This is a genomic window from Zobellia russellii, assembly GCF_044597075.1.
Taxonomy (GTDB): Bacteria; Bacteroidota; Bacteroidia; order Flavobacteriales; family Flavobacteriaceae; genus Zobellia; species Zobellia russellii.
Genome location: NZ_CP139000.1, coordinates 1,484,981 through 1,508,777, shown reverse-complemented (window position 1 = coordinate 1,508,777; position 23,797 = coordinate 1,484,981). Strand labels below are relative to the sequence as shown.

Below are 23,797 nucleotides of genomic sequence, written 5' to 3'. Positions count from 1 at the left end.
CAAATGCAACACTAAAACAGAGTTTACGACCTATTTCTAAAAGGTTAACCTCTTATAATTGCGGTGCTATTTCTCCTCAACATTCCAAATTCCGTTAAGGGAATACAGGTTCGTGTGGGTAATGTTCAAGTTTCCGTCATTGGCAAATAAGGAAACGGTATCAAACTTTTCCGTAGGAAAGAAAATATCCGTAAAATTCAGTTCTCCGTCATTAAGAAATAATTCTAGGGACGAAACGTCAACAAAGAGCTGTATTTTTAAGGTATTGTCTTTAAGACTAAACGGCGCGGAATGTTTTTTACTGAAAAAGTCTTCGGAAAACTTAGTGGTACTGGAGTTGGTCCGATCTACATATAGTTTTTCTTCGGCCCTATCAAAAGTGATTACCAGATTCTCTCCAAGTCCGTTTTTTAGTTCAATTCCAAAGGATTGAGCCGTAGTTTCCTTTAAGTCAATATCCATCACAATTTCAAACTGCGAGGGGGAAAACGAGCCTTCCAATGCATGTGTGCCTTCTACTTTAAAAGAGTCTAAGGAAACGGAATCCTTTCGTAAACTCTGCGTTTCTTGGGCCGGAATGCTCAAAAGACTGTAGTCCGTATTGTTTTTCACTAGTTGTAGTTCCCGTGGAAGCGTCATGGCACTTCTCCATTTTTCCGTGGGTACGATTAAGGCGTATTGCCAATTGGACATCCAACCTATGCCCAGTATTCTCCCGTCGTTTTCTGGTATATTGTTCCAGGTTACAAAGGCATAATTGTCCGCACCCCAATCCAACCATTTTTGGTCTTTTATATCACTTTTAAAATCTTTGCCATCAAAATCCCCTATAAAATAAGATGTGGCAGTTCCGCCATTGGGAGCTTCCTTTTGGATGCTTACGATAAGCGCCCATTTTTCTTCATCGGTGCCTTTAACCTTTACAGGAAACAGATCGGGACATTCCCACAATCGGGTATCACCTTCAATACCAAAGTCGGAAAGGAAACTCCAATCAATAAGGTTTGGCGATGCATAGAATTTAACCTTATCGTAGGCGGCCAAGGTTAGAATCCATTTTTGCGATTTCTCATGCCACACCACTTTTGGGTCCCTAAAATCCTTAATTTTCTCCGTATTCGGAATTACGGGATTTTGCTCATATTTGGTCCATTTTGTGCCTTCATCTAGGCTATATGCTATACTTTGGGTCTGAAAATCGTTAGTTTTTGCTTTTTCTCCTGCCATATTATGATGTGTAAATGTAGCTACGATAGGAGGGTTTTCTTTAGTGCCAAAGCCCGAAGTATTGTTCAGGTCCACCACGGCACCCCCGGAAAAAATAAGACCTAAAGAATCTGGGTACAATGCAATGGGCAAGTGTTCCCAATGAACCATATCCTTAGATTCGGCATGGCCCCAATGCATTGGTCCCCACACGGTACTATCTGGGTAATACTGATAAAAAAGATGGTATTTGCCCTTGTAGTAGAACATTCCGTTGGGATCGTTCATCCATTTGGCTTCTGGGGTGAAATGGAATTGTGGCCGGTGCTTTTCTTGATATACATCCGATATTTCCGGGTTAGAATATTCCTTAACCTTAGGTTCGTCCTTACAACCTAAGGATAGGCTAAAGGTTAGAAAGGCCAAAAGCGAAAAATAGATAAGATTTTTCATAGATATAAGTTGAGTTAGTTAAGTGTCGTAGTTTTAAGACTCCTAAATTTAAGCAATGAGAAGCGAATATAAAATTAGAATGTGCTCCTCATTAATTTTTATAATGAATGGGAGCTTATGAGCCATTTTTAAAATGGCTTTGGGCTGTCTTTAATCTAATCACTTTTATACGTGGTGGAAATGCGGTCCTAAATTTTTAAGGATGAATCCGGAGTGTGGTGTAATGGGGGCATACCAATAGGACTTTGGTTTTTAGCAAAATAGAAGTCAATAAAACAGACAGGCTATCGGGACAATACATTTTAGCTAATTCACAGGTTTACCACAGACCGTTGAGAGCATTGTCTTTTTAATTCCCTTGAATAAGATAACCTATCTGTTTGTTTATAGTTGAGCTATAAAATAAACCGACAGGACTCCACTTTGGCTTCCCCCGAAACTCCGCAATGGTTTGTCCTGTCTGGTTTGGAATGTAATAATTGAGATTACTTCTGTGTTAGTTCCGATACCACTTTTAAGATTTCATCGGAATGTTTTATTACATATGTACTAATTAATTGGTTGTTTATATTTATAAAAGTTTGGCGTATTCTATTTAATTTTTTGGATTTAGTCCGCTTCTATTCCAAAACAGGTGGTACCAAAGTATACCCCAGTTGTTGGAGCAATTCTAGTTCATTATAGTACACCTCTTCTTGTATGAGCTTTCCTTTTTTGCTGAAAGAAGCGGTAACACAACCTTTCAGTTCTATTTTTTTTCCTGTAGCAGGTGTTCCGCTAAAAACACCGGTATTGGTTCCGTTCAGGGTCCAGTGGGTAAAAAGTTTTCGGTCTTTCACTACCACTGTGTCTATGGTCATTTTTGCATCGGGGAAACCCGTAAAATAAACGTTCATAAGGGCCTGCATTTCACTTTGGTTATGAACTACTTTAATCCCGTTTTGAATACGGGTGTAGTTCTCTGTTACAATAGATTTTAAACTATCCATGTCTTTTGCGTTCCATGATGCTTTTATGAAGTTGTTAAAGTTGGTTCGTATAAGGTCTTCCTGTGCGGAATACGTAGTAGCTTGAAGTTGGTTATTGTTTTTGCAGGACAACACTACCATCGTAAAGAGTGTTAGTAAGAGTCCAATGCGCTTCATGCATACCTGTCTTATAAAAATTAATAAATGAACTTGGGGTACTTAACACTTCAATTCGTGATGAAACTATATAATTTCAGCATAGGGCGTTCTCCAATGCGGACGAACCCCTAAAATTATTGTCCCAACGTTCATTTCTATTTATCAAAGGGATTCTAACAAGTTTTATCGTATATTTAATCATTCTCATTTCCCTCGGTGAGTAGCACGCCAAACCATGAGAACCATTCTACCAAAAGTTGTTGCTTTCTGGGCCTTTTCTATTTTGAATTGCAGTATTGTTTGTGCCCAAATTATAGAGTCCAATGGCAATTTTTCTTACAAAAAGGTATTTGTAGAAACCGATAATTTTGGAGCCTCCTACCTAGATACCCTAGAAAGAGCCTACCCATCCGCAAGACCGGATACCCTTAAGTTTTCCATTCTCAATGACCTGGCCTATTATTGGCATACCCGGAACTTGAACAAGGCTTTGCAGTTTACCAAAGAAGGTCTACAGCTCACTAAAACCGGAAAGGACAGTGTCTGGGAAGGTCGTTTTCAGATTACGGAAGCTGCTATTTTGCTTCGTATGGAAAAACTGGACTCTGCCGAAAAAGTACTGGAAAGCGCACGTTGCAAAGTGCTGGAAAAAGACTTGCCCCATCTTAATACCCAATTGGGGTATGTGTACGAAAGACGCGGAAAACTGGGCAAAGCGGCAGATTATGCCTTGGAATGCCTTCGGTTGGGTGAAAAATTGAACGACAAAAGGGCAATTGCCATGGCTTATAGTGATTTAAGTAATCTGTTCTGGAAACAGTCCAAATTTAAAACAGGGCTGGAGTACGGTCTAAAATCGTTGGCACTTTATGAAGAACGGGGTATAAACGATCTGGATTATGATTTTACCCTCTTTGTGGTAGCCAATAATTATCTGGCGTTGGCGGACTATGAGCAGGCGCTCAACTATTTTCAGCATGCTATTGTTGTGGGGGAGCGCTACGGTTTTTATAATAATCTGAGTGATGTGTATATGCTCCTGGTGGACACCTACTCGTATTTAAACGAATTTGAAAAGGCCGAAGAAGCAGGCGTCAACGCCATAAAGTATGCGGAATTGCTAGAGAATAATTTTCTTCTCATGCGAAGTTGGTTGGCCATTGGCAAACTAAAAAATCTGGAGGGGGAATATGCCAAAGCGGTTGAATGTCTGGAAAAGTCCATCACTATTGCTACGGAAGATTTTGGCGATGCTTTTTTCTTGAGTCAGGCGTATGAAGCTCTGGGCAAGGCCCATGCGGGAAATCACCAATACAAAGAGGCCTATGCGGCCTTTGCCCGTTACGATAAATACAAGGCCGATGTTTTTACCGCCGAGGCGGACAAAAGAACCTCGCAATTACGAACGGAGTTTGATGTGGCCGGTAAAGAAGATAGGATCCAATCCCAAGAAGCCCTTATTTCCAAACAAAAGACCACACAAAAGCTTACCGTGGTTATCTTGGCTTTGTTGTTGCTCCTTTTAATACTGTCCTACAAGGCCATTCAGAATAAGTTTAAGGTCAATAAAATATTACAGAAGCAGAATGAGGAAAAGGAATTTTTACTCAAGGAAATTCACCATAGGGTAAAGAATAATCTAGAGACCGTTTCCAGTCTGTTATCCCTTCAGGCGGCACGTATACACGATGAAGATGTGTTAAAGGCCATGCGCGAAAGTCAGCATAGGGTGCAAAGCATGGGTATGATCCATCAAAAACTGTACACCGGTAAGAACTTGGCCGCGGTGGAAATGAAAGGGTATTTTCAACAGTTGGGCGAATATATCGTAGATGCCTTTGGCGCCAATGAAACCGTGTCTTTGGAGGTGGTTATGGAACCTATGGAGCTAGATGTGGATATGGCCATTCCCATTGGGCTTATCGTAAACGAGCTGTTTACCAATTCTTTAAAATATGCTTTCCCCAACGGGCGAAAAGGAAAAATAAAAATAAGTCTAAGAGAGGAAGAGCAAATGTTACAATTAGATGTTAGGGATGATGGTATCGGGAATTGGGGAGAAGGGGTTTCCCAAGGCACCGGATTCGGTACGCAGTTGGTAGATTTGCTCACCAAACAATTAGATGGTGAAATGGTACTCAACGTTAGTCAGGGTACTGCGGTATCCATTCAATTTCAACTACATAAAGCCGCTTGATAATGAAAAAAGGAACCCGTATACTTATTGTAGAGGATGATATGATCATTGCCGCCAACATCTCGTTACAACTGGGCAATCTGGGGTACGAGGTCACAGGTGTTGTTACTAGGGGAGAAGAGGCCGTAACCCACGCCAAGGAGAACGCGCCGGATATTTTGTTGTTGGATATTAACCTAAAGGGAAATCTAAACGGAATTCAGACCGCAAAGGCCATTCAACAGTTTAAGGATATTCCTGTAATCTATCTTACCGCTAATGCGGACGAAGCTACTTTTGCCCAAGCCAAGGAAACCAGGCCCAAGGCCTATATTACCAAACCTTTCAATAAATTGAACCTGCAGCGCACCATAGAATTGGTGGCGGACCAACTAGAGGAGAAGGATGAAACGGTCACGGACCCTTTGACGGATATGGAAGTGTTGGGCGATCGCGTATTTATTCGTCACAACGGTAAAATGGAAAAATTGCTGTTAGAGGATATCCTCTATATTGAGGCAGACCGAAACTACTGCACGGTAGTGACCAAAACCGGAAATCTGGTCTTGAGCTGTACCCTAAAAAACATGTTGGAGCGCTTGCCCAATGCCACGTTTATGCGCGTGCATCGTTCCTATGTAGTCAATATTTCTAAATTGGATGTCATCGCGGACGGCCATTTGGAAATCAATAGAAAGGTAATTCCGTTAAGCAAATCACATAAGGAATTTTTGTTCAAGCGTATACAGACCATTTAAAGTCTGGAGCGGAATCGTTACTACTTTCGGGCCGCTTTAAATTCGCTTCCATCGTACCATTTGGGAAAATAATCCTCATTGGCCAGTCGCAATCCAACATCGTAAAATAACTGCAGGTCAAACCGTACACCGCTCAGTTCGGTGGTTTCGGGATCGTATTCGTCCGATGGTTGGTGATAGGTATGCGTAAGGTAGTCCGCTTTCAATTCTTTGATCTCCTCAATACTCATATCAAAACCTTCATGGGAACCACTGGCGTACAAGGCCGGAATACCTATTTTGGCAAAATTAAAATGGTCCGATCTAAAGAAATACCCTTTTTCCGCATCAGGGTCGGGAATAATGTAGCGGTCCTGTTTTAGCGCGGCAGCTTCGGCATATTCATCCATTTCGGACTGCCCAAAACCGGTAATGGTCAGGTCTTTCATTTTTCCGGGGCTAGATAGCGCGTCAATATTAATATTGGCCACGGTTTTTTTGGGGTCGTAAATGGGATTTTCGGAATAATAGGCAGAACCCAACAAGCCTTGTTCTTCTCCGGTAACCGCAATAAAGGCAATGGAACGTCTGGTGGTATCCGTTTTTTTGAAGGCTTCGGCCAAGGCCAAAAGACCCGCCGTACCGGAAGCATTGTCTACGGCACCGTTATAAATGGAGTCGCCATCAATGGCCTTGCCCACCCCAAAATGGTCCCAATGGGCGGAGTAGATAATAACCTCGTCCTTTAGGTCCGTTCCGGGAATAAGCCCGATTACATTTTTAGAAACGTCCTTTTTTATTTTATTCTGAATGGCCACCGAAACGTCTAGGTCTAACGGAATAGGCTTAAAGACCCTACTTCTGGCCAGCGTTTTATAATCTTCGCCCTTCATGACCGAAGCATCAAACAACAGCTCGGCACTTGGCCCACTGATCCATGACTCCACATCCAAAAGGGGCTGCTCACTTTCTATGATCAATTTGGAACCGCTCCAACCGGACTCCACAACGTTCCAACCATAGGAGGCCGGTTCCGTATCGTGAATGATGATAAGGCCTTTGGCGCCCTGCCGTGCCGCTTCTTCGTATTTATAGGTCCAACGCCCGTAATAGGTCATTTCGTTGCCTTTGAACAAGGTAGAATCTCCGGACTGGAAACCGGGATCGTTGATCAGGACCACGGCCGTTTTGCCCTTCCAGTCAATACCTTCATAATCGTTCCAGTCGTATTCCGGGGCTACAATACCGTAACCCGCAAAAACAAGTTCGGAATTGTCCAAGCTAACGTTTGGGGTAACCTTGCTGGTGGTGGCCACAAAATCTTTTAGTACATCTAGGTTAAAACTGCCCTCTTTACCGGAAATGACCATTTTTTCGGAAGGCGTGCCCGTAATTTCTACCATGGGCACTTCTTGAAAATAGCTATCTCCGTTTCCGGGGGAAACACCCAACTTTTCAAACTCGTCCTTTAGATAGTTTACCGTTTTTACCTCACCCTCCGTAAAGGGCTTTCTGCCTAAAAATTCATCTGATGCCAAACGCTCTATATGTTTGGCAAGCGTGTTCTGGTCTACTTCTGCCAATTTTGGAGCCACCGTTGTAGGGTTGCCACAACTTGCGAGCAGGAGTACCAATAAAAGTTTTACATAATTTTTCATAACGGTTTTTTTTTGAACTGCCGGATATCATTGGGGTGGGGCGTAACCCATGGGAGTAGAACCACCCGAAGCTAAGGTACGCTCTTACGTGTACTATTTTAGCTCAAATTTTGCACCTATACCATAAAAAGGGGAAACATGTTTTGGGGAGTAGGCCTTACGTAAGACCTTAACGGGTAAAAAATTACTACATTTTTTTGAATTGAAGGCGAAGAGGGAATGTAAATTTTGATTATACCCTAAGTAGTCATTATATTTTTGCCGAAAAGGAATTCTATTAGGCCGTTTGAGGTGTTTGAAGGTCCAAGGAATGAAATGTAGCTAATAGTTCTTCGGGAACACTATCTTTAATGAAGCAAGCTGGCACGAGCGTGACAATTGCGCTAGCGGGGGACTTCCAAAAAATGCCCAAGACTTCGTGTTAGCAACGACTTGCGCTATTTTTTATATACATTGTTAGCACCAGTACTTTCCGCTAAAATGGTAAATCAAGACCTTTATTGAAAATACTCTAATTTGAATTAGCAAAAAAACTTGTGGTCGAATTCGTTGGCTTTCTCACTCTTTTAAATTTGTCAAATTCGATTCCAATTCTCTTATCTTCTTGTTCAATAAAATAATCTTGATTAAATGAAAAAATCTCTATCCTATCATCTTTGATAACGTGTAAATGATTTTCATAATTTAACGAACGTGGATAAACTCGCCATTTAGTTATTGGTCCTGGAATAGTCAAAAACTTACCATTACTTAATGTTACCACTAAAGCATTTTCACACTCTATAATATTCCCAAAATAAGCTGAACCACCATTTATAATCTGACCTTTCCAAGCTTGAAGATTTACAGATTGAAGACGTTTGTACTTTTCTTCGCCTTCTTCTTCATTTGCGTAATTATTGAATTTAATAATTTCAAATCCGTTTGGTGTAGCTCTGTAAATTTTATCTTCAATTCCCCAGCTAATGTTAAATCGGTTATTTATTTTTTCGTCTGTTTTAAATAGTTCGTTTGCACTTATGTTTTTGTCGAAATTTCTATGCCACTTTTGATAAATTCTACTATCATCTTTATTTTCATCCCATTTGAAAGTGGCAAGAAATGAATCTTCAATTAATGACGTGTTGAAAATATTTATATGTGAATAATTGCAAAATGAAGAATGATTTTCACTTACTTGATAAATTGGTTTTTGAGTTTCAATTAACTTTAAATTATTAGGACTGTTATTAGCCATATTCAATTCAAAAAGTCCTTCATCTCCACCAGACAATGCTAATTGAGGATATTTATTTGCTTTAATAGATAATAAATTGCAATCCCATAATTTTTTCGGTCTTGAACTTACAGCGTATTTTTCAGACTTACTTCGATGAACAGAACCACTAAAAAGTCCCTCGTCAGTAATAAAATATAATTTATTGCTGTAGATTTCTGTATCAGTCGGAATCGTTCCTTTTGGTGTTGTTTGTTCTCCGATTAGGAACTTACTGATTTTCTTTTCTGTAAGTTCAAATGATTGTTTCTCTAAATTTTTAAATTTTTTTAAGAGTAAGGTTTTAAAATCTTTGTCTTTAAAAAGCTCAATTAAGTCAGATTTATACAAATAGTTTCCATCAAGAAAGCTAAACGTAAGAGCGATTTTATCAGTATCTTTTTTAATTAGAGATTTAACCAGACTATTCCAATCATAAACTTTTAAATCTCCGTCAAAAGTCCATAGATAAAGTCTGCCTCTATAAATTTGGCAGTCAAAATAATCTCCTAATATTGATATTTTTAAAGGTTGCATCTTTGTCCTTGTAAAATTTTTCTCATTTTTGCTTTTGTAATATAACCATTTTGCACCCAGGCATATAAAACATTAGTTGAAGGTATATCTTGTACTTTAGTCATATAATCAGCAGGATATCCGTGCCAAGTTTTATTTTTATTACCATCGATAAATTTAGCAAACTTTAATTCCTTCGTTTCATCTTTTACTTTGTTGTAGCCTAAAACTCCTAAACTATTATTAACAAGGTGAATTCCCCAACCACAATGATTTTTACACCACTTATTTACTTTGGAAAAACCGAAACATTCAAATTCCTCTTTTTGAGAAATACTCCAAATACTTTTTTTAGCGTTTCCTTTACTCTTACGATGTTGTGATGAAACAATGTATTTACAAATGTCATCCTTATCGTCTATCTTAACTTTTACTTCTAATTCTGTATCTTGTTTATATGACATTGGTTTTTTCAGTATTGGTGCTAACAGTCTAGTATAAGAATAGTAGCGGGTTTTTAAACGCTAACTTTTCGGTTAAGCACAGACCTTTTTTATATTTACTTAGTTTCGTTTTAGCGATTAAACCGCTATTATTTTATACATTGTTTGCAACTGACTTTTTTAAATATATTCTTTCATATTCAACAATATTTCCTTTTCAAATTCAGTTAGTGCTAAATTCTCAATATTTAGCTTGGATATAATTTCCAATAAATCATCTAAATTGTCAGTGTTTTCTAGAGCACCTTGAATTTTTTTTGAAACTTGAATAGGAAGTCCATACTCTTCTAGAATATTATAGTTGCTATTTGTAAAAAGACTTTCTAGTTGACTTGCAAAATATGAATAATCAATTGGTTCTTTATTGTTGTTTTCAAAAACCTCGTTAGCAATAGATTGTAAGTTTTTTAAATATATTGGGAAATGGTATTGAGGCCAGTACTTAATAAAATTAATTTCAGCTTCGATAGCTTTATTAATCTCGTCTTTATTTGTTTTATTGGCAACTTCTAGCGCTAGTAAAGTCTTTATATCCTTATAACGCATAACTTGATAGATCTTGAAGGTTAATTGTTTATAAGATTTAATAAAAGCTTTAGAATTTGAAGGTGCAATAAAATGTTCCCAAATAAGAAAGCATACTGCTTCAAGTTGTTTGTAATCTGGATAATGCCATCTTATATTTTGTTCATAATCTAAAATAACTTTAGCTAAATCATTTTGAAACGAAGGCTCTATATTAGAATTACTTTTTAATGTCTCAAAAGATAATTCTGAATTCGATTTTATCTCATCTACAATACTCTTGGAATTTTTATTTAAGTCTTCTTCGTTTAATTGAAGTAATAATCTATCTGGGGTGTTTTCGCCTTGAGTAAATAAAGGAAAATCAACTAAAGGTAATTCTTCGATAGGTGCATCGTGAAATAAATAAACATCACCTATAAAATGTTCAAACATTCTTCCTGAACGACCGCAAATATTATTATAAGTAAAAAAATCAAACTTATTTTGAGCTACCTTATTATCATAAATAATAACATTTTTAGCTTTTGTATTAACACCTTCTATAATTGTACTTGTACATAAGAGAACGTTCAGCTCGTCATTATTAAATTTATCTAATATGATCTGAGAAAGAGAACGAGGTAATCTTCCGTGATGCAAACCAATTCCAAATTCTAAATAATCGGCTAAATACCATTCTGTGTGAAATTCGGAACGTATCCAATTTGATAACTTCTCTACACTTTTATTCTTTTTAAAAATTCCACTTAAAAATAGAGCCTTAGCAAGCTGATTTATACTTCGTGGGGATTTACAATAAATTAAAGTTTGGCCATCTAATTCTGAACATAATTCAATTAACTTATCAATAGGATTTCCATCATAATTAACTTTTATTCTACGGTTAATGACAGTCTTATAATCTGTTCTAATATATTTATAAGTTACCTCATTTGGAAAATAGCTATTATTAATATTTTCAATATTTGGGCCTAATAAATAGAACTGAGCTCCTTTTTTTAAAAGTTTGTAAAAAGCTTGATTTAAAGCAATAGTCCTATTTAAGTCTGAAGTTGTAAAGTTTATTTTGTAAAATTCATCAATAACGAAAAAATCAATATCAATATCATCAGGAACAATCTCTAGAACTCTTTCTTGTGTTAATACAAAAATGTTTTTTTCTGATATTGTCTGACTACTATGGGTTATTACTTTATAAGATTCTTTAAATTTAGATAGCCTTTTACGAGTTTCATCGATTAGCGCAATAGTTGGGACAACTATTACGATATTTTCATATTTTTCTATAGCAATTACTGCATCTATTAATAAGCTTTTGCCAAAACTTGTTGGTGCACTTAGAATTACATTTTCTCCATTTAATAAAGAATAATAAATTTGTGCTTGTATTTTGTGAAAAACTATATTTTCTATTTTTTTTCCCTCAGGTCTATGAAATTCGTAAGCTATTAAATCCTCTAAAGAAAGTTCTTCTGGGTTTAAGTATGGGAACAAACCTAGTTCGCGAGCTAAATCATTTATAATTCCACTTGTAAATTTGAATTTATATTTGAAATTTAAGGCAAAAAGGATTAAATCGTTTGCTTGAATATTGCGCTTATTGTAATAGTAAGAAATAGATTTTGCTATGTCAAATTCACGATTTCCAAAACTCTCTTCTGTTTCAATAAGTTTAATTAGTTGAGATATTTCTATAAGTTCTGCCATACGTTAAGTCTTTCGTCAAGTGATGCAGTTAATTCTATTTTTTCTTTCATTGGAAGCAGAAATAGATGAATTTTCAAATCTATATCTCCAATTTTATTTTTAAATGATTCAAATATTTTTTCAAGTTCAGGTTTGATTTTGTCAATATACTCGTCCGTAAATTTTGTGATATCCTTTGTTGTATTTGAATTATAAGTTAAAAGAACAGGAATACTTATTGAAGAAAATATTTCATCTAATGAGGTATAAGGGTTGATTAGTTTTTTTAATTTATCCTTTAAAGGAAATTTTTCATCTATTTTATTTGTTATCGCGATAAATTCATTTCGTAGATAGTTATTTTCTAAATGGTCTTTAATCTCTGGAACAACATCTCGAATTGCATTGGAAATATTACTATAAAACTTAACTTCTCCAAGCCAAAGCTCTAATTGATTATCAACCTCTAAAACGTGAACTGCATCAAAGCCTTTTACAGTTTCATTGGGTCCATCTTTAAAGTGTATTTTGCTTATTGCAGGTGTTGTTTTATAACATTCTTTAATAATGCTATGCAATATTAATTCTCCAAATTCACCTCGTCTAGAATGATATTTTTGATAGATTAATTTGGCAGCTTTTTTGAGTTTATTTGTAGCATCTAAATAGTTTAAATTTTCATATTCAGAAAATTTTAGAGCAAAGTCTAATAAGTGGCGGTCAAATAAAAATTCAGAAAATTGCTTATGTCTCCATTCACCAGCTTCAAATCCACAACAGAGTCCTGTCATACCTATTGGAACTTCATTTGTATGGTAAAGTAGCTTTAAAAATTGTAGATTCATTTCTTAGTTGGTTATTTCTTTAGCTTGTGGGCAACTAATGGATATAGGGCAAATTCCATATAACCATCAGGTTTGGGGTTAAATAAATTACTTTTTTAAAGTTCATTAGTCTTTATGGCATTATATGCCCACTCCTGTTTTTGTGAACATAAGGTTGGTTAAGCGGTGTGCTACAAATATCTCCGTTTTAAATGTTATGATTTTACGGAAAAGTGTAATCACAAAAAAAATGTGGTCGAAATTTAACTGAGAACTTGTGTTACAACTCATAGCATCATTTTCGCTCAAACCCAAACGTTACTTTCCTACAGAACTTTAAATATCAAGAATTAAGTTGAGATACAAGTAAGTGTCCGTTTTACAATTGCTGTTTTTGTAGTGTTTTTCGACCAAACATCAGAATTTATAGATGTAAGGCACTGTTTAGGAATTCGTAAAAAAACAATCCCTTTTTTTTCATCCCCATAAAATAGCAGTACTTCAGCTGTAAATAATAGTAGTTACATCTAAAATAAAAGTTAAACTTTTAAGTTGTAATAGTAATACTATTATATTTGCTAGCGTAACTATTATTTTAACCATGGAACGTCTTTTACAATCAATTCACATAGGGGTTAATGACAAGCTATACATTAAAGACCCACAGTCTACCACTTTGGGCAAGCGCATTGTGGAGGAAAGTATCCTATTGATCCATGAAATAGGCTTTGAGGCCTTCACCTTTAAAAAGTTGGGCGTTAAAATTAAAAGCAATGAAAGTTCTATCTACCGCTATTTTGAGAACAAACACAAAATGTTGTTGTACCTTACCTCATGGTATTGGAGCTGGTTGGAGTACAAATTGGTTTTCTCTACCAATAGCATGAAAGATGCTAGTGAGAAATTAAAAACGGCCTTGGCCATCGTTACCCAACCTACGGAGGTAGATAGCAATATCTCGCACATTAACGAGGTTTTTTTAACCCACATTGTTATTAACGAGTATTCTAAATCTTATTTGACCAAAGAGGTGGACACCAATAATAAGGAGGGTTATTTTGTAATCTATAAAAGGTTGGTAGACCGCCTTAGTACCATGATCAAAGAGGTAGATGCCTCGTACCCATATCCTAGTAGTTTGGCCAGTACGGTCTTGGAAGGTTCCTTGCACCAATATTTTTTAAAGGACCATTTTCCTTCCCTAACGGACTGCCATGAAAAAGGAGACCCAACCCAATACTTTACAGAACTGGTATTTAATTCTTTAAACAAAAAACCAAATGGTTAAAAACGTATTAACGGCATGGCAGCGCCTTATGGGCTTGCTAAAACTGGATAAAAGAGATGTGTTACAGATTTTTTATTACGCCATTTTTGCCGGTTTGGTAAACCTTTCGCTTCCGTTGGGTATACAGTCTATCATTAACTTAATACAGGGCGCGGAAATTAGCACCTCATGGATCGTTCTGGTTATTTTGGTTACCGGTGGTGTGGCCTTTGCCGGTATTTTGCAATTAATGCAGATCCGTATTATTGAGAATATGCAGCAGAAGATATTTACGCGGGCGTCTTTTGAGTTTACTTATCGCTTTCCAAAAATAAAGATGAGCGAGCTGCGCAATTACTATCCGCCCGAGTTGGCCAACCGTTTTTTTGATACACTAAACGTGCAAAAGGGGCTATCCAAACTCTTATTGGACTTTCCGGCGGCATTGTTACAGATTGTTTTTGGCCTGTTGCTGTTATCTTTCTACCATCCGTTTTTTATTATCTACGGTATGCTTTTGCTGTTATTGATCTATGTGGTGTTCCGTTTTACGGTACAAAAGGGTATGGATACCAGTTTGGACGAGTCTAAGCGCAAATATAAAGTGGCGCATTGGATCCAAGAGGTGGCGCGTTCATTGGTGAGTTTTAAACTTTCCGGGAGAACCAGTCTTGCCGTAGATAAGAATGATATGCTGGTGGAAGACTACCTACAGGCGCGTGAGAGCCATTTTAGGGTGTTGGTACTTCAGTTTATACAAATGATCGGTTTTAAGGTGTTGGTAACAGCGGGACTTCTAGTTATTGGGGGGCTGTTGGTACTGAATCAAGAAATGAACATTGGGCAGTTTGTGGCGGCGGAAATCATTATTCTTTTGGTAATTACCTCCGTGGAAAAACTGATACGTGGGCTGGAGACTTTTTATGACCTGTTGACCTCCTTGGAGAAAATGGGGCAGGTGGTAGACCGCGATCTGGAAAAACAGGACGGAGAGCGTCCATTAACCGAAGAAGGCAGCCTAACGGTAGAACTGGACAGGGTTTCCTTTGGTACCAAAGAGCATGAAATTTTACACGATATTTCCTTAAAAATAGAACCCGGATCTAGGTACCAGATTATTGGTTCCAACGGCTCGGGCAAGTCTACCTTATTACGGTTGATCGCGGGTATCATAGAACCTACGGAAGGGAATATCTATGCGAACGATTTTTCGCTAAGCGGAATCAACCCTAACCATTACCGGTCTTTCTTGGGCCAGTCCATGACAGAGGAGAGTCCGTTTGAGGGTACCATTCTAGAGAACATTACCTATGGCGATAGTACCATTTCCCACAAAGACCTGCATTGGGCCATGGAAAATGTGGGGCTGTTGCAGTTCGTAAAGGAACAACCGGACGGGCTAAATACCATTATCTATCCGGAAGGGCAGCAGATACCGTATACCGTGGCACGAAAGATCGTACTGGCGCGTAGTGTGGTACGCAGACCAAAATTGCTCTTACTGAACGATCCACTCAACCAATTTGATCAAGTGGAATCTGAACGCCTTATGAATTTCCTGGGCGATCCCGCCAATCCTTGGGCACTGGTAGTCGTAAGCCAAGACCTGAGGTGGATGGAGACCTGCAAACAAATCATAACCATGGACCAAGGCCGAATTATAGCCATAACATAAGAAACTATGCTTAATATTTCTAAAAACCCCCTTAATAAAACGGTACACCTAACGGGCTATAAGTCTACGGACCGGGTGTTCCACCAAAGGCACTACAAGCACCTGAACCGGTTTTTGTTGGGTTCCGCACTTTTTGGGTTTATCCTGCTTTTTATTCCGTGGACGCAGAGTGTTCGTGGTACGGGTAACCTAACTACTTTAAGTCCGGAGCACCGCCCGCAGAGCATACAATCGCCCATTCCGGGACGTATTGAAAAATGGTACGTACAAGAGGGCGATTACGTAGAGAAGGGCGATACCATCTTACATATCTCCGAAGTTAAGAACGAGTATTTTGACCCCCGTTTGGTAGAACGTACCGGACAACAGATCCAGGCCAAAAGCAGGTCCGTAGAGTCCTACCAAGGTAAAGTAAGCGCCTTGAACAACCAGATTGCCGCTTTGAACAATGAGCGTGGCCTAAAACTGGAGCAGGCAAAGAACAAGTTGCTACAATCCAAGTTAAAGGTAAAGAGCGATAGTATAGACTTGGAGGCTGCCCATACCAACCTGCAGATTGCGGAGCGGCAGTACAACCGTATTGAGCAGTTGCAGCAAGAAGGCCTAAAATCTATGACCGATGTGGAGGCGAAACGATTGAAGCTGCAAGAAACCCAGGCCAAGCTTATTTCTCAAGAGAACAAATTACTGGCCGCCAAAAACGAGGTCCTAAATGCCGAAATGGAAGTAAATCGTGTACAAGTAGAGTACACGGATAAAATTTCAAAGGCACAGAGCGATATGTACACGGCACAGTCCAGTCAGTTTGATTCCGAGGCGCAGGTAAGCAAGCTAGAGAACCAGTATGCCAATTATGAAATACGCACGGGCATGTACTATATAACCGCACCCCAGAGCGGATACATCAATAAGGCCGTACAGGGCGGTATTGGTCAGAACTTTAAAGAAGGCGATCGTTTGGTGGGAATTATGCCGTCCGATTTTGAAATGGCGGTGGAGACCTTTGTAAGTCCCATGGACTTGCCTTTGGTACACGTGGGCGAGAAAGTCCGCATACAGTTTGATGGTTGGCCGGCCATTGTGTTTAGCGGGTGGCCCAATGCCTCTTACGGTACTTTTGGAGGAACCATTGTGGCCGTAGAAACGTTTATTGATCCCAACGGAAAATATAGGGTATTGATCGCACCGGACCCGGAAGAGCAGGAGTGGCCCAAAGAAATGAGGGTAGGTTCCGGAGCCAGTACCATTGCACTTTTAGAAGATGTGCCTATTTGGTACGAGCTATGGCGCCAGATAAACGGATTCCCGCCTAATTATTATCAGCCTGAACAATCCACCGCAAAAAAGGAAAAATGATAAGGAACATATGGTTTTGCTTCTTTTGGGTTTGCTGTTTTGCTGCACAGGCACAACAGCCCGGGGAGGTGGTATTGGGTTTTAACGAATACTTGGGGTATGTAAAAAAGTACCACCCCATAGCTAAACAGGCCCAACTGAATATAGGAATGGGACAGGCCCAATTAATGAGTTCCCGTGGGGGATTCGACCCCAAAATTGAGGTAGATTATGACCGAAAGGAGTTTAAGGGTACGGAATATTATGACCGCCTGAACGCCACGTTCAAGATTCCTACTTGGTACGGGGTTGAGCTAAAAGGAAATTTTGAGCAGAACGAAGGGGTGTACCTAAACCCTGATCAAACCGTCCCGGATGACGGACTCTACAGTGCCGGGGTTTCCATGTCCGTAGGGCAGGGGCTTTGGATTAATGAGCGTATGGCTACGTTAAAGCAGGCCAAAATTTTTAAGGAGCGTTCTTTGGTAGAGCGAGACCTGCAAGTGAACGAGGTACTTTTTGAAGCATCGTTGGCCTATTTTAACTGGTTGCATGCCTATCAAGACAAACAAGTGTACACTGATTTTCTGGCAAATGCCGAAATGCGTTTTGAAGGAGTAAAAAAGAGTGCCCTGGCGGGAGAAGTGGCTGCCATAGATACTGTGGAGGCCAAAATTACCATGCAAGACCGTGAGCTGAATTTGGAGCAGGCCAAGGTACGTTTTATGAAAAGTGCACTGGAGTTGTCCAATTTTCTGTGGATGGGTGATAATATGCCGGTAGAACTGCAGCCCAACGTAATTCCCGAAGCTAATTTGGCGGGCGCCATAGATACTACTTTGGAAATTATGGGAATGCCTTTGGATAGTTTTTCCATAGCCAACCACCCGAAGCTTAAGTCCTTGGAGTTTAAAATTGACGGCCTCACCGTAGAAAAACGACTGAAGGCCAATAAACTATTGCCTAAAATTGAGTTGCAGTATAACTTTCTAACGGAGAAACCGGAATACCTTTCCAGTCTTACTACCGAAGCCTACAAAGGTGGCGTGGCCTTTAGTGTGCCACTTTTTCTAAGAAAAGAACGGGGCGATTTAAAGCTGGCAAAAATGAAATTACAGAATGCCCAGTTTGAGCTGGATGATGCCGAAATACGGATCAAGAACAAAATTGTAGGGCTCTACCGTGAACTAGAATCCTTTGAGAAACAAAACGTTCTAATGGACGATGTGGTGCTCAACTACAACACCCTCGTAGCTGCCGAAGAACGAAAGTTCGGGTTTGGGGAGAGTTCCCTGTTTTTGGTCAACTCTAGGGAAAGCAAACTCATAGATGCCGAACTGAAAAGGAATGCGGTACAGAACAAGTTCTTTTCGGCGAAAGCCAAATTGTTCAACTCCATTGGGGTGAATCCTAAGGATTTGTAGGTTGTTAGGCTCTTTAGAGGGTATTAACTTTTAGACAGCTAAATCATCGCGTCTTATTTTTTTGGATTCCTCCCTTTTCTGACGGAGTAATGCAAAGCCAAAAGTAAGTACACCAACGCGACCGATAAACATAAGGGCAATTAGCAATAGCTTGCCCACTTGGGAGAGTTCACCTGTTATACCTGTACTCAATCCCACAGTGCCCAATGCCGAAGCGACTTCAAAAAGGATACGCTCAAAAGAAAAGTCTTCGCTGTAGGACAACAGAAAAGAAAACAAAAAAATCAAGCTCGTATAGAGCATAAATGTAGAGGTGGCCACATAAATTCTTTCAAAGGGTATCAACCTATTTAAGAACGTAATCTTTTCCTGGCCCAAAAGCCTACTTTTTAGAATGGAGAGCATAGCGGTGAGGGTTGTAATTTTCATTCCGCCCGCGGTACCGGAAGGTGATGCACCAATATACATGAGAAAGGTAATGAACAATAAAATAGGCAAAGAGAGGTCTCCAATGGCAGTGGTGTTGAAACCAACCGTTGTCATCGCAGACATGGCCTGAAAGAAAGAGGTCATAAGTGTATGGTTAGGCCCCAAATGTGCTTCTGATTCCGTGGTAAAAATAAGGGTGGTCCCAAGAAATAGAAGGAGCGTGAACCCGTACACGATAATTTTGGTCGTAAATGAAATTTCTTTAGATTTTCCGGTAATGCGGTACCATAAATCCGTAATTACAATAAAGCCTAAGGACCCGGCAATGGCCAATAAGGCAACAATTGTATTTATAAAGGTATTATCATGGAAACTCTCAAAACCATCATTGAACAGTGCGAACCCTGCGGTACAAAAGGATGATATACTATGAAAGATAGAAAACCATATAGCCTTTAAACTTCCCATACCTGTATCTGTAAATGCAAAGTAGAAAAGAACGGCTCCTATAGTTTCCATAAATAGGGTAAAGACAATTACACTTTTTATAAAATCCTTGATTTGTATGGTATCTGGCAATGTAAATTCCGTTCCTATTAATTTGTTATGCCAGTGCGTTATTTTTTTGGTGGTAAACATTAGATAATAGGTGGTTAAGGTCATATAACCAATACCGCCTATTTGTATAAGGACCATGATAATGAACTGGCCCATAAAGTTGTAGGAGTCAAATATGCTCAGCGTGACAAGTCCCGTAGTAGAAATTGCGGAAGTGGCGATGAATAAATTGTCCAAAAAAGAAATATCGGTCTTGTGGAATAGGGGAATGGAGAGCAGAATAAATCCCACAAGGGTATATAAAAAGAACCCCCAGACCAAATTCATTTGAGGCGATTTGCTAATTTGAAATTTTCGATACCAAAGAGATAATTTTTTGTAAAACGTACTTTTCATTTTTATAATGACCTAGAACAGAGTGTGTGGAGTCAGTCATAAGGGCAAAGAGGAAAGAGTAATCTTTACCTAGGTGTCAAGGCTACACATCAAGTGTTATTTTGCAGGGCAAAATTAATGAATTTAGCGGTTTCGGTTAAGGAATTACACCTCTTTTTTGGGCTATTCTAGGCTAATGGTAAAACAATGTATTTTAACATTATTGGGGAGCTATCACCTCTAAAGTGTGCTGCCCTTTTTCCGGATAGAGTGCGTTTTTGCTCTTTAGCTCGCTAGATAGAGTGGTTACCATCTGTTGAAGTTGTTCAGGGTTTTCTTTTGATAAATTATGGGTTTCAAAAGGGTCTTCCGCTAGGTTGAACAGCTCATACCGGGGTGATTCTTCTACCTGATAATGGTACACGATCTTCCAATTGCCATCAACCATACTGGAAAAATAGTTGGAGCGGTGGCTATGCGGAAAATGATTAAGGAAAACTTCGTTACGCTGGTTGTTTTTCTGTCCCCTTAACTGCTCTTTTAAATCGAACCCGTCCGTAACATAATTTTCAGGAACGTTTGTATCCGCCACATGGCAGAGGGTTGAAAAAATATCCAAAACCGTACCTATCTGTTGCTGAACGGCATTTTGGGCAATGGGTAATTTCTCTTGGGATGCCACTTCTTTGTTAGGAGTAACCCATGATGCAATAAACGGAACCCGCATACCGCCTTCCCAATGATTTCCTTTTTTTCCTTTTAGGGGAGCGGAACTGCTATAATCGTTTTCAATTGGTAGGGGAGCATCCGAGCCATTGTCGCCTAAGAATAGGATAAGCGTATTTTCGCCCAGTCCTAAATCCTTTACATGTTGTACAATATCGCCCAAGGATTTGTCAATTCCCTCGATCAAGGTGGCATAGGCCTGCGCTTTCTCCGATTTGTCCGAATTTGCATAGTTCTTAGCAAAACGGGGGTCCGAGTAAAACGGGGCATGTACCGCGTAATGGGCCATGTTCAGGAAAAACGGCTTGCCTTCTTCTTTGGCTTTGGATATGGCCAAATTGGCCTCTAGGGTCAAGGCTTCGGTAAGAAAAATATCCTTACCGTGGTATTTTTCCAAGCCCGGTACGGCCCTTTTTTTATTCCCTCCGGTATGCCCAAAAGCTTCCGTACCCAAATAGCTGCCCGGTTGCCCAATGGAGCTACCGGCTATATTGACATCAAAACCCAAATGAAGCGGATTCTCCCCTTCGCTATGAAATGGCCCAAAATGGGCCTTCCCTACATGGATTGTTTTGTAGCCGGCCTGCTGTAGGATTTTAGGAAGGGTAACCCATTCTTTGGTAATTCCTTTCCAATTCCAATCCGTTGGGCCATATTCTGTACGATTGTCCTCTTCGGATTTTATCCATGTGGTAACCCTGTGTCGGGCCGAGTTTTGACCCGTTATAATTGAGGTTCGCGTTGGTGAACATACGGAATGGGCGTAAAAATTGGTAAAACGAATACCTTGACTCGCCAATTTTTCCATCTCTGGCGTGCGGTAAAAGTCATTGAGCGGATAACTCTTTAGGTTACCGCTGGCATCCGTTAGAAACGGAACCGAAGTATCCATGAGTCCCATATCGTCTACCAGAAAAATAACAATGTTAGGCGGATCTTGGTCTATGACCTGGGCCGAAAATGAGGTAAAACTAAAAAGGGAAAATAGTGTAAAAACTAAAAATTTTGGCTTCAATTGGTTGTTGTTCTTCATTCTTTCAGGTTTCAAAATATAGCGTATATACCATCTTAAACAGAGAAGAATCCAAACCCGCTTTTCCAAAATTTTCTCGCCGTTTTAATTAAAATAATCCCGCACAGAATTTTGCCCCAAAGTCCATACGAAACTTGAGGGTATAAAAAAGTTAGTAAAGAAAAGAAACTATTCTTCTTCGCCGCTTGCTGCTTCCTCTTCCTCGTTGGCCTTGTTTAAATCATGCTTTAAAATGTTGAGCTTTTTTAACTTAGCTTTCCAGGTTTCAAGCGTTTCTTTATGGGCTTCTACGCGTTTTACCACATCGCGCACCAGCGGGTTGTCCTCTGAGGCATTGGAGAAAAACTGTAGGTTGGTTTCCAGTTGACGTATCTCGGCTTTGCTTTCCTCTATTTTTTTACGGATAAAACTACGCTCGTTCTGTATGGCACGCTCATTATCCGCATCTGCCAATTGCTGAATTTTATTACCGTATTTAAGCAACTCCGATTCTTGACGGTCAATATCTAATTTCTTGAAAATTCCGTCCAAGATTTTATTGAACTTCTGGTCAATGTTTTTCTTTTTGAAAGGAACCCTTCCATAGGATTTCCATTCGGCAATAAACTCTTTGATTGTTTTTAAATCGTCTTCCCTTTTACCTGAAAGTTCAAAAGCCGATAGCCGTTCCAAACAGGCACTCTTTTTTTCAAAGTTCTCTTGTTCTTCCTTAAGGCCTTCGTTCTTTAAAGCGTGCAAACGGTCAAAATAATGGTTACAGGCCGTTTTGAACTCTTTCCAAATCTTGTCCGAGTATTTTCTAGGTACATGTCCAATTTGCTTCCAATCATTCTGGATGCGCTTCATTTCGGGCGTGGTGCTATCCCACTCCTCACTGTCCTTTAAGGCAACGGCACGGTCAAGTAGCGCCCGTTTTTTGTCCAGGTTCTCTTGCTGTTCTTTTTTGAGGTTCTTATAATAGGCGTTCTTGCTTCGGTTAAAATTGCGTACCGCAGTTTTAAAGGCGTCCCAAGTTTTTTCATTTTGATTTCTAGGTACTTTTCCGGCAGCAAAAAAGGCATTTCTAAGCTCTTCCAGTTTTTTAATCTGTTGCTGTAGTGCTTTGTGACTGGTGGCCACGTTGGCGGACATAGCTTGGATGGCCGCTATAATTTCGTTTTTGGCAACAAGGTTTTTTTCGTATTGGGCATCCAATTCCTTGTAATGGTCCTGCCTTCTTTGGTGTAAAACCTTAGTGGCATTGCTGAACCGTTCCCAGATTTCCTCGCGGTGCTCTTGGCCAACGGGCCCAATATCTTCCTTCCAGATTTTATGTAACGTCTGTAAATCCCTAAATGCAATGGTTAAATCCGGTTCTTTGGCCAATAGTTCTGCTTGGGCCACCAGTTTTTCCTTTTCTTCTAGGTTGTGCTTAAAATCAAGGTCGCGCAACTCACGGTTTAGATGAAGGAAATCATAGAAAATCTCAATATGGTGCTGGTAGGTGCGCCATACATTGTTGTATTCCGTTCTTGGAATAGGACCTGCATTGCGCCAGTTTTCTTGAAGTTCTTTGAACGCCTTGTAGGTGGTGTTCATATCCTCATCTACATTGACCAAACTTTTAAGTTCTTCAATAATTTCAAGGCGCTTGTTAAGGTTTTCTTTTAGATTTTTTTCGAGGGATTTATAGTACTGGTTCCGCTTTTCACGGTAATCTGAATACACCTCGTTAAACTGCCTTTTGGTTACGGAATTGTATCTAAAATCTATTTCGTTACCACCACCGTTTATAAAATCTTCCTTTTTACCTTCTATAAATTCTTGAAATTTCAGGTCGAATTCTGACTTGATTCCGTCTACATGCTTTTTAATGGCCTGTACTTTTTCGTTACGGACCAATTTCTGAAGCTCTCCCACTAAATTTTCCATAGACATGGAGTGATAGTCCAAAAGCGGAATGGTGTGTCGCTCTTGATTGTCCGTATCCTCGGCATCTTCGGCATTGTTCTCATCTATTTCTTCCAGTACGGCATCATCATCTTTGGAAGCGGTATCTTTAGTTTCGGCAGTTGTGGCAACTTCCTCCTCATCATTAGATTTTGAAGGGGCCGCTTCTGTTTTTTCGGTTTCGGCGGCTTCCGTAGTTGCAGGCTCTGTTGGAGCATCTTTTTCCTCTGGTGATCCGGATGGTTCTTTTTCAGGAATATCTACCACTTCAGAGGCTTCCGTATTTGCGGTAGGCTCCGTAGTTTTGGTAATTTCTTCTTTGTTTTCTTCCCCTACGTTATGTTGTAGTTCCCGTTCCTTATCTTCCATCGTTTCTG

The 23,797-nt window shown here is 39.5% G+C and carries 16 protein-coding genes; 6 read left to right on the top strand and 10 right to left on the bottom strand.

All coding sequences use genetic code 11. The features are described from left to right. Positions 1-66 precede the first annotated feature (66 nt). Together SJY45_RS06255 and SJY45_RS06250 are read right to left on the bottom strand one after the other, a co-directional pair. Positions 67-1,659, bottom strand: coding sequence for a glycoside hydrolase family 32 protein (locus tag SJY45_RS06255; protein ID WP_400073680.1), 1,593 nt, complete (start codon positions 1,657-1,659; stop codon positions 67-69). Positions 1,660-2,279: 620 nt separating this feature from the next. Next, complete coding sequence (locus tag SJY45_RS06250; protein ID WP_400073679.1) at positions 2,280-2,804, bottom strand: ester cyclase; 525 nt, start codon at positions 2,802-2,804, stop codon at positions 2,280-2,282. A gap of 217 nt (positions 2,805-3,021) precedes the next feature. Here SJY45_RS06250 and SJY45_RS06245 point away from each other — a divergent pair, with 217 nt between their 5' ends. Together SJY45_RS06245 and SJY45_RS06240 are read left to right on the top strand one after the other, a co-directional pair. After that, complete coding sequence (locus SJY45_RS06245; RefSeq protein ID WP_400073678.1) at positions 3,022-4,983, top strand: histidine kinase dimerization/phosphoacceptor domain -containing protein; 1,962 nt, start codon at positions 3,022-3,024, stop codon at positions 4,981-4,983. A 2-nt stretch (positions 4,984-4,985) separates the two neighbouring features. Then, positions 4,986-5,720, top strand: a complete 735-nt coding sequence (locus SJY45_RS06240) for a LytR/AlgR family response regulator transcription factor (protein ID WP_400073677.1) — start codon at positions 4,986-4,988, stop codon at positions 5,718-5,720. Positions 5,721-5,740: 20 nt separating this feature from the next. Here SJY45_RS06240 and SJY45_RS06235 read toward each other — a convergent pair whose 3' ends face one another. The 5 genes from SJY45_RS06235 to SJY45_RS06215 form a co-directional block, all read right to left on the bottom strand. Beyond that, a complete protein-coding gene (locus tag SJY45_RS06235; RefSeq protein ID WP_400073676.1) occupies positions 5,741-7,357 on the bottom strand; it encodes a M28 family metallopeptidase in 1,617 nt (538 codons plus the stop codon). Between the two features lie 511 nt (positions 7,358-7,868). Continuing rightward, a complete protein-coding gene (locus SJY45_RS06230; RefSeq protein ID WP_400073675.1) occupies positions 7,869-9,149 on the bottom strand; it encodes a hypothetical protein in 1,281 nt (426 codons plus the stop codon). Further along, the gene (locus tag SJY45_RS06225) at positions 9,137-9,592 is read right to left on the bottom strand and encodes a hypothetical protein (RefSeq protein WP_400073674.1); all 456 of its coding nucleotides are present in this window, start codon (positions 9,590-9,592) and stop codon (positions 9,137-9,139) included. The genes SJY45_RS06230 and SJY45_RS06225 overlap by 13 nt, the downstream gene beginning before the upstream one ends. A 159-nt stretch (positions 9,593-9,751) precedes the next feature. Next, positions 9,752-11,866, bottom strand: a complete 2,115-nt coding sequence (locus tag SJY45_RS06220; protein ID WP_400073673.1) for a helicase-related protein — start codon at positions 11,864-11,866, stop codon at positions 9,752-9,754. Next, positions 11,851-12,690 carry a DUF1837 domain-containing protein gene (locus SJY45_RS06215; protein ID WP_400073672.1) on the bottom strand — a complete coding sequence of 280 codons (840 nt, stop codon included), beginning with the start codon at positions 12,688-12,690 and terminating at the stop codon, positions 11,851-11,853. The genes SJY45_RS06220 and SJY45_RS06215 overlap by 16 nt, the downstream gene beginning before the upstream one ends. A gap of 580 nt (positions 12,691-13,270) precedes the next feature. Between SJY45_RS06215 and SJY45_RS06210 the strand changes: the two genes are divergently transcribed. The 4 genes from SJY45_RS06210 to SJY45_RS06195 are packed head-to-tail and all read left to right on the top strand — an operon-like array spanning position 13,271 to position 18,370. Continuing rightward, positions 13,271-13,957 carry a TetR/AcrR family transcriptional regulator gene (locus SJY45_RS06210; protein WP_400073671.1) on the top strand — a complete coding sequence of 229 codons (687 nt, stop codon included), beginning with the start codon at positions 13,271-13,273 and terminating at the stop codon, positions 13,955-13,957. After that, positions 13,950-15,611: a peptidase domain-containing ABC transporter gene (locus SJY45_RS06205; RefSeq protein ID WP_289039813.1), complete on the top strand. Its 1,662-nt coding sequence runs from the start codon at positions 13,950-13,952 to the stop codon at positions 15,609-15,611. Before SJY45_RS06210 ends, SJY45_RS06205 begins: the two co-directional genes overlap by 8 nt. A gap of 6 nt (positions 15,612-15,617) precedes the next feature. Beyond that, positions 15,618-16,967: an HlyD family secretion protein gene (locus tag SJY45_RS06200; RefSeq protein ID WP_400073670.1), complete on the top strand. Its 1,350-nt coding sequence runs from the start codon at positions 15,618-15,620 to the stop codon at positions 16,965-16,967. Next, complete coding sequence (locus SJY45_RS06195) at positions 16,964-18,370, top strand: TolC family protein (RefSeq protein WP_400073669.1); 1,407 nt, start codon at positions 16,964-16,966, stop codon at positions 18,368-18,370. The genes SJY45_RS06200 and SJY45_RS06195 overlap by 4 nt, the downstream gene beginning before the upstream one ends. Before the next feature lie 30 nt (positions 18,371-18,400). Here the strand turns inward: SJY45_RS06195 and SJY45_RS06190 are convergent, their stop codons facing one another. The 3 genes from SJY45_RS06190 to SJY45_RS06180 form a co-directional block, all read right to left on the bottom strand. Beyond that, positions 18,401-19,753, bottom strand: a complete 1,353-nt coding sequence (locus SJY45_RS06190) for a TrkH family potassium uptake protein (RefSeq protein WP_400073668.1) — start codon at positions 19,751-19,753, stop codon at positions 18,401-18,403. Positions 19,754-19,952: 199 nt separating this feature from the next. Continuing rightward, entirely contained in the window at positions 19,953-21,491 is a 1,539-nt protein-coding gene (locus tag SJY45_RS06185) for a sulfatase (RefSeq protein ID WP_400073667.1), read from the bottom strand. A gap of 168 nt (positions 21,492-21,659) precedes the next feature. Beyond that, entirely contained in the window at positions 21,660-23,789 is a 2,130-nt protein-coding gene (locus SJY45_RS06180; protein WP_400073666.1) for a DUF349 domain-containing protein, read from the bottom strand. Positions 23,790-23,797 lie beyond the last annotated feature (8 nt).

What these genes read in the sequence shown, in the direction of transcription:
- SJY45_RS06255 (WP_400073680.1), bottom strand. Translation starts at nt 1,659, where the DNA reads ATGAAAAATCTTATCTATTTTTCGCTTTTGGCCTTTCTAACCTTTAGC.
- SJY45_RS06250 (WP_400073679.1), bottom strand. Translation starts at nt 2,804, where the DNA reads ATGAAGCGCATTGGACTCTTACTAACACTCTTTACGATGGTAGTGTTG.
- SJY45_RS06245 (WP_400073678.1), top strand. Translation starts at nt 3,022, where the DNA reads ATGAGAACCATTCTACCAAAAGTTGTTGCTTTCTGGGCCTTTTCTATT.
- SJY45_RS06240 (WP_400073677.1), top strand. Translation starts at nt 4,986, where the DNA reads ATGAAAAAAGGAACCCGTATACTTATTGTAGAGGATGATATGATCATT.
- SJY45_RS06235 (WP_400073676.1), bottom strand. Translation starts at nt 7,357, where the DNA reads ATGAAAAATTATGTAAAACTTTTATTGGTACTCCTGCTCGCAAGTTGT.
- SJY45_RS06230 (WP_400073675.1), bottom strand. Translation starts at nt 9,149, where the DNA reads ATGCAACCTTTAAAAATATCAATATTAGGAGATTATTTTGACTGCCAA.
- SJY45_RS06225 (WP_400073674.1), bottom strand. Translation starts at nt 9,592, where the DNA reads ATGTCATATAAACAAGATACAGAATTAGAAGTAAAAGTTAAGATAGAC.
- SJY45_RS06220 (WP_400073673.1), bottom strand. Translation starts at nt 11,866, where the DNA reads ATGGCAGAACTTATAGAAATATCTCAACTAATTAAACTTATTGAAACA.
- SJY45_RS06215 (WP_400073672.1), bottom strand. Translation starts at nt 12,690, where the DNA reads ATGAATCTACAATTTTTAAAGCTACTTTACCATACAAATGAAGTTCCA.
- SJY45_RS06210 (WP_400073671.1), top strand. Translation starts at nt 13,271, where the DNA reads ATGGAACGTCTTTTACAATCAATTCACATAGGGGTTAATGACAAGCTA.
- SJY45_RS06205 (WP_289039813.1), top strand. Translation starts at nt 13,950, where the DNA reads ATGGTTAAAAACGTATTAACGGCATGGCAGCGCCTTATGGGCTTGCTA.
- SJY45_RS06200 (WP_400073670.1), top strand. Translation starts at nt 15,618, where the DNA reads ATGCTTAATATTTCTAAAAACCCCCTTAATAAAACGGTACACCTAACG.
- SJY45_RS06195 (WP_400073669.1), top strand. Translation starts at nt 16,964, where the DNA reads ATGATAAGGAACATATGGTTTTGCTTCTTTTGGGTTTGCTGTTTTGCT.
- SJY45_RS06190 (WP_400073668.1), bottom strand. Translation starts at nt 19,753, where the DNA reads ATGAAAAGTACGTTTTACAAAAAATTATCTCTTTGGTATCGAAAATTT.
- SJY45_RS06185 (WP_400073667.1), bottom strand. Translation starts at nt 21,491, where the DNA reads ATGAAGAACAACAACCAATTGAAGCCAAAATTTTTAGTTTTTACACTA.
- SJY45_RS06180 (WP_400073666.1), bottom strand. Translation starts at nt 23,789, where the DNA reads ATGGAAGATAAGGAACGGGAACTACAACATAACGTAGGGGAAGAAAAC.